Below are 3790 nucleotides of genomic sequence, written 5' to 3' on the forward strand. Positions count from 1 at the left end.
CCGCGGCCCTGCTCACCGGCACGGGCGGCTTCCACCGCGGCGTTCAAGGCCAGGATGTTGGTCTGGAAGGCGATGCCGTCGATGACCGAGATGATCTCGGCGATCTTCTTGGAGGACTGTTCGATGTCGGTCATCGTGGAGACGACCTTGCCGACGACTTCACCGCCTTGCGAGGCGACACCGGCGGCACCGATGGCCAGCTGGTTGGCCTGGCGGGCCGACTCGGCGTTCTGGCGCACGGTGGAGGTCAGTTCCTCCATCGAGGCGGCGGTTTCTTCCAGATTGGCGGCCTGCTGCTCGGTACGGCGCGAGAGGTCGTTGTTGCCCGACGCGATCTCGCCCGCGGCGGTGTTGATCGAGGTCGACGCGTCCTGGATACGACCGACGATGTCGGTCAACTGCGCGACGGTGGCGTTGGCATCGTCGCGCATGGCGGCGAACACGCCGTGGAAATCGCCTTCCATGCGGACGGTCAGGTCGCCGCCGGACAGCGAACGCAGCACGCCGGAGACGGCGTCCACGCTGCCCGCGATCGTGGCCAGCAGGCTGTTGACCTGTTGCGACAAGCCCAACAGGAAGCCCTGCTTGCCGGCTTCGCCGATGCGCCCGCTGAGGTCGCCCTGCACGGCCGCCTGCACGATCCGCGTGACCTCCTGTTCCACCATCACCTCGGCGGTGCGGTCGGTCCACTCGACCACGTAGCCGACGCGCTGACCGTTGGCGTCGGTCACGGGGCTGATGATCAACCGCATGATGCGGCCACCGATGGCGATCTGCGCACGGTGCGTGCCCTGGAGTTGGGCGAGCATGCTCGCCTGGTGTTCGGGCTTCTTGTGGAAGATGTCGATGTTGCTGCCGACGACCGTGCGCACGTCGAAGGCGGGCAGGTCGCGGCGCAGGTCCTGCTCGACATCGGCCAGCATCTTCATCAGCGGGCGGTTGGCGTAGACGATGTTGCGGTCGGCGTCGGCGATCATGACGTTGGCCGTGACCTCCTCCAGCGCCGTGCGGATGCGCAGGCTTTCACGCGCGACCACCTCGTCGCGCTCGATGCGTTCGCGCAGGTTGCCCTGCATGGTGCGCATCGCCTGCATCAGGGTGCCGATCTCATCGCCGCGCCCGGCGTCGATGACGCTGTCCAGCTTGCCGCGGGCGATATCGTCGGCGACCCGCACCGCACCGGCCAGCGGCGCCGCGACCTGGCGGCGCAGCAGCCAGTAGATGGCGCCGCACAGCAGCAGCGCGCCAAGCAGGCCCACCGTCACGATGGTCCACAGCACGGCGCGCGCGTCCTGCATCACGACGCTGCGCGGCACCACCACGCCCAGCATGAAACGTTCCTGCGCCTGGCCGATCGCGAGGGGCACGTAGGCTTCCACCAGCGCCTCGCCATCGCTGCCTTCGGTTTCCCGGAAGACCGATTCGCCGGCGGCGATCCGCTTCAGCACGCTGCCGGCATCGCCATCGTCGAACGGCTTGCCGACGCGCGCGGCATCGCGGTCCGCGATCAGTACGCCGCCGGGCGTGACCAGCCGCACGAAACCGGCGCCCATCGGCGTCAGCTTGCCGATGCGCTCCTGCAGCGATTGCAGGGCGAAGTCCACCGTCATCACGCCGAGATAGGTGCCGTCCTGCACCACCGGCGTGGACAGCGTGGTCATCAGCACGTCCTTGCCGGCGATCTTGTAGACGTAAGGCTCGGCGACGACGGCGCGCTTGAGTTCGCGCGGACGCAGATACCAGTCGCCGGCCCCCGGCACCTCGTAGTCGCGCAAAGCTTCCAGCAGCGGCGCACCGTCGCTCCAGGCCCAGTAGCTCATGAAGCGGCCGGTGTCGTCGTGACCTGCGCTGCCGACGAAGTCGGCGTCCTTGCCGTCGAAGGCGTCCGGCTCCCACAGCGTGCCGACGCCGACCCACTCAGGATGTGCTTCCAACTGGCGCTTGAACACCGCGCTGGCGGCGGCGCGACTGATGCCGTCGCCGGCACGCTGCGCGAGCAGGGCATGCGCCAGGGCCTCGTTCGTGTCGAACGCGCCGGTGAGCTCGCCCGAGATCCGTTCCGCCTCCAGGTTCGCCAGGCCATCCATGGACGTGCGCGCGGCGGCGAGCAGGGATTCGCTGCTGCGCAGGTAACTGGCGGTCGCGGCCACGCCGAAGGCGAGCAGGGCCAGGACGGCGGTGCCGGCCATCACCCGGGTGGCGATGCTGCGGGAGGACAGACGAAGGGGGTTGGGCATGGCGACCTCGGAGGGGCTGTGCGATCGATAGGGCGGTGCGTTGCGCGCGGCGGATCCGTCAGGGCCGGACCGTCACGGCAGCGTCACAACCGGTATCGGCGAGCCCGGCGCGAGGTTGAGCGGATATGGCGACGGATCGACGAAAGGTCGACCGGGGTCACGCCGCGCCGCGGTCGCGGGCGCTGCGCTGGCGCTCGAGGCGGAAGATGTAGCGCTGCAGCAGCGCATCCCCGCCGCGGGGCAGGTCGGTGAACTGGCAGCCTGCACGCCAGCTTTCGGTGCCGTTCTGGTTGAGCTGGCTGTGCAGGCTCTTGACCATCAGGCGCACGCCCAGCGGGCCGCCGTCGGGCAGGTACAGCAGGCAGTCCGGGAATTCCTTGTACGGGCGCAGCAACGGATTCTCGGCCTGCACGGCCAGGGCCAGGCCCCCGCCGCTGATGTCCAGCACGCGGTAGCGTTCGTACGTGGTTTCGCCATCGGGGTGGTGCTGGGGGATGGCGCATTCCAGCGGTTGCGTCACCGGCACCTGCAGCCGGTAGAACTCGCGCCGCTGCAGGCGCAACACGGTCTCCGGCAGATCCGCGCGGAAGGCGATCTGGCCGCCCTGCATCACCCGGGTGAGGCCTTGCAGGCGGAACTGTACGTGGATGCGGTCGAGGCGCGAGACGCAGGTGACGTGCGAGGCTTCTTCGATGCTGCGGTTGATCGTCTCGCTGGCGCTGCCGTCGATCAGGACCGCGTCCTCGTCTTCCAGCACCTCGACTATCGAGGTGGGAAAGGTGTGGTTGCGCGGCATCGCGCACCCGCTGACGAGCGCGCGCTTGTCGATCAGCGACTGCATGATCTGCCGGATCGCGTGCTCGCCGCGCACCAGGAACTTTTCCTCATCCTCATAGCGGATCGGCTCGTCCAGCGGGGCGTCGGTGGAGTCGGTCATACGGACAAGAGTAGTAGGGCGGGCTTTGCGGAAGGCGTCACAGGCTGTATCGGCGCGCGTCGCACGTTCTTTAACAGCGCTGGAAACGACGGCGGCCCGGGAGTACCGGGCCGCCGCGCGTGCGAAGCGATGCTGCGCCCGCGAACGATCAGAACTCCTGCCAGTCGCCGTCGGCGAAGGCGGGCTCGGGCTTGCGCGGGGCCGGCTTGCGGGCCACGGCCTTGGGTGCGGCGGCCTTCGGTGCGGCCGCCTCGGCAACGACGCGACGGACCGGGGCACTCACCGTCGCCTGCAGCTTGAACACCGACACCGACGCCGTCAGCGCCTGCGCCTGTTCTTCCATGCTGCGCGCGGCGGCGGTGGCTTCTTCCACCAGCGCAGCGTTCTGCTGGGTGGTCTCGTCCATCTGGGTGATGGTCTGGTTGACCTGCTCGATGCCGGCCGACTGTTCCTGCGAGGCCGCGGAAATCTCGGCCATGATGTCGGTCACGCGCTGCACGCTGGCAACGATCTCGCCCATCGTGGCGCCGGCCTGGTTCACCAGGGCCGAACCATCGGCGACCTTGTCCACCGAGGTCTCGATCAGGCCCTTGATCTCCTTGGCCGCACTGGCCGA

3 protein-coding genes are annotated in these 3790 nt (G+C 68.8%); all 3 read right to left on the reverse strand.

What is annotated here, in order from left to right:
* Nucleotides 1–2237: methyl-accepting chemotaxis protein (locus ASD72_RS21695; RefSeq protein ID WP_155944600.1), on the reverse strand; the 2237-nt coding region annotated here is incomplete at its 3' end.
* A 157-nt stretch (nt 2238–2394) separates the two neighbouring features.
* Entirely contained in the window at nt 2395–3174 is a 780-nt protein-coding gene (locus ASD72_RS10305; protein WP_056879868.1) for a flagellar brake protein, read from the reverse strand.
* 148 nt (nt 3175–3322) lie between these two features.
* The coding region (locus ASD72_RS10310; protein WP_235577993.1) for a methyl-accepting chemotaxis protein at nt 3323–3790 on the reverse strand (468 nt) is incomplete at its 5' end.

This window comes from Pseudoxanthomonas sp. Root630 (assembly GCF_001427585.1).
In the GTDB taxonomy this organism is placed as follows: Bacteria; Pseudomonadota; Gammaproteobacteria; order Xanthomonadales; family Xanthomonadaceae; genus Pseudoxanthomonas_A.

What these genes read in the sequence shown, in the direction of transcription:
- ASD72_RS10305 (WP_056879868.1), bottom strand. Translation starts at nt 3,174, where the DNA reads ATGACCGACTCCACCGACGCCCCGCTGGACGAGCCGATCCGCTATGAG.